The organism is Cellulomonas septica, assembly GCF_012396155.1.
GTDB classification, from domain to species: domain Bacteria; phylum Actinomycetota; class Actinomycetes; order Actinomycetales; family Cellulomonadaceae; genus Cellulomonas; species Cellulomonas septica.
This window is the reverse complement of sequence record NZ_JAAXOY010000631.1, coordinates 1-2062: the sequence shown is the minus strand read 5'-3', so window position 1 is coordinate 2062 and position 2062 is coordinate 1. Positions and strand designations below refer to the sequence as shown.

Below are 2062 nucleotides of genomic sequence, written 5' to 3'. Positions count from 1 at the left end.
GGCGAGCAGCGCGCCCGCACCCGCGGCGATCGGCAGGGCGTTCGAGCCGGTCGAGCTGAGGGCCGCGGGCGTCCCGGCAGCGGCGGCGGCACCGGCGACGGTGACGGCCTGCGTCGACAGGACGGCGCCGGAGGCCGCGTCGGTGACGACGAGCGAGAACGTGCCGGGCTGCGCGAGCGTGACGGAGAAGACGGCGTTGCCGGCGGCATCGGTCAGCTTGGTGAACGACTTCGTGCCGGCGATCGTCACGGAGTCGACCGGGACCGACCCGGGCGTCGTGACGGTCAGCGTGACGTTGGTCTTCGCCGGGCCCTTGACGGTGACCTTGAAGGCCTCGCCGGCGGCGGGCGTCGAGTCGGAGACGGTGCCCTTGTCCTGGTAGTTCTCGGCGCCGTAGCCGAAGGCGGCGGACGGCGCGAGGACGAGGGCTGCGGCGGCGGCAGCGGTGACGAGCGCGCGACGGGTCTTCATGGTGCTCCCCCAGCATGGGACGGACGACGACGGCACGGAATGACCTTTTCGGGCGTTTCCCCGCCTGTGACCCTGGAAATGGGTCGGCGTCACCGTACCGATTCGCTGGAGCAACCGGAAGCAAGGATCGTGGGCCCGGAACCGCTGGCCAAGGGCGTGGAACGCACCACGACGTCGCCCGTGGAGGACTTTCCGGTGACGATCTCGAGATCCAGAGTGCCGGATTGTCCGGGAGCGAGGGTGAATGTCCGCGCGACCACCCCGAGCTCGTCGTGCACCTGGGCGAGGACCCCCGACTCCTCGGAATTCACCCGCACCGTCTCGACGAATCCCCCGGACGGCGCATACACGAGGACGTTGGTCGCGACCTCGCCGGGCGGGACGACACGGTCGGGCCCGACGACGTACTCGGGGAGCGTCGCGGCGTCGTCGGGCGCGGTGGACGTGAGCGTCACGGTGAGGTCGACGACCTGCGACCCGTCGGGCCGGCACTCCGCGACCTCACCCGCGACGTCGAGGTCGAGGTAGTAGCCCATCTTCGCCTGCGTGCCGTCGTTGAGGTAGACGCCGACGACGGGCGAGTCCTCGCCGTCGCGACCGCGCAGCGCGCCCGCGAGGACGGTCGGCGCGAGCAGCTCCTGCTCCTCGGCGTGCGCGGACCACAGCATGAGCCGGCCCTCGCGCGCGGCCTGCGCGAGCGCGTCGACGACCGCACCGGCGTCGCCCTGGCCGCCGGCGACGGCGCCGAAGACGGTCGCCGCGGTCGACGCGAAGAACGCGTCCTGGTCGGCCGGGTCCTCGAACCGCAGGTACACGCCGTTGAGCAGCTCGGCGACGGCGTTGTCGCGCGACAGCGTGCTGCCGTCGGCCAGCCCGACGGGACCGGTCGCCCCGAGGACGAGCGCGAGCGCACCGGGGTCGACGGACAGCACCCCGTCGACGTCGCCCCCGACCTCCTGCTGCCAGATCGCGCGCGCGAGCGCGGCGGACCGCGGGAAGTCCGGCGTGAACGTGATGTCGCGCATGTCGGTGCCGACGAGCGGGCTGAACAGCGCGTCCTCGGTGTCGCTCAGCGGCAGCGCGGGCGCGGCGAGGCCGGACAGGTCGCCACCGCGCCGCTGGTCGACGACGTCGAGGCGCCCGTCCTGCGCGCGCAGCACCAGGACCGTGCCCGGGATGCCGCCCGTCGCGCGGGGCTCGGCGTTGTTCTGCACGAGCACGAGGTAGGTGCGCGGCTCGGCGGACCCGAGCATCGTGGGCAGCAGGGTCGCGGCGCGCGCGGCGGTCGCGGTGGTCGCGGCGACGTCGTCGACCTGCGTGCGCAGCTCGTCGACGGGCCCGGCGAGCTGGCTGACGAGGCGCGAGGTGTCGATCGCGTCGAGCTGCTGCACGGCGGCCTGCACGGCGGTGTCGGCCCCGACGACCTGCGGCGCGGCCCTGCGCAGCGGGTCGAGGTCCACCTGACCGTCGACGGGCGCGAGCGCGGCGGGGTCGACGAGCGCGACGGCGTCGACGAGCGGCGGGAGGCCGTGCTGCGCGAGGTTGTCGACGACGTCGGCGACGACCTGCACGGCGCCTGTCTGGTCGCCCA

General features: G+C 73.9%; 2 protein-coding genes. Both read right to left on the bottom strand.

Annotated elements, in window-relative coordinates:
• Positions 1-471, bottom strand: a 471-nt coding sequence (locus HGA02_RS17480) for a peptidase (protein WP_168680493.1), incomplete at its 3' end; no start/stop codon positions are given.
• Between the two features lie 89 nt (positions 472-560).
• On the bottom strand, positions 561-2062 hold a 1502-nt coding region (locus HGA02_RS17475; RefSeq protein ID WP_210728756.1), incomplete at its 5' end, for a DUF4012 domain-containing protein.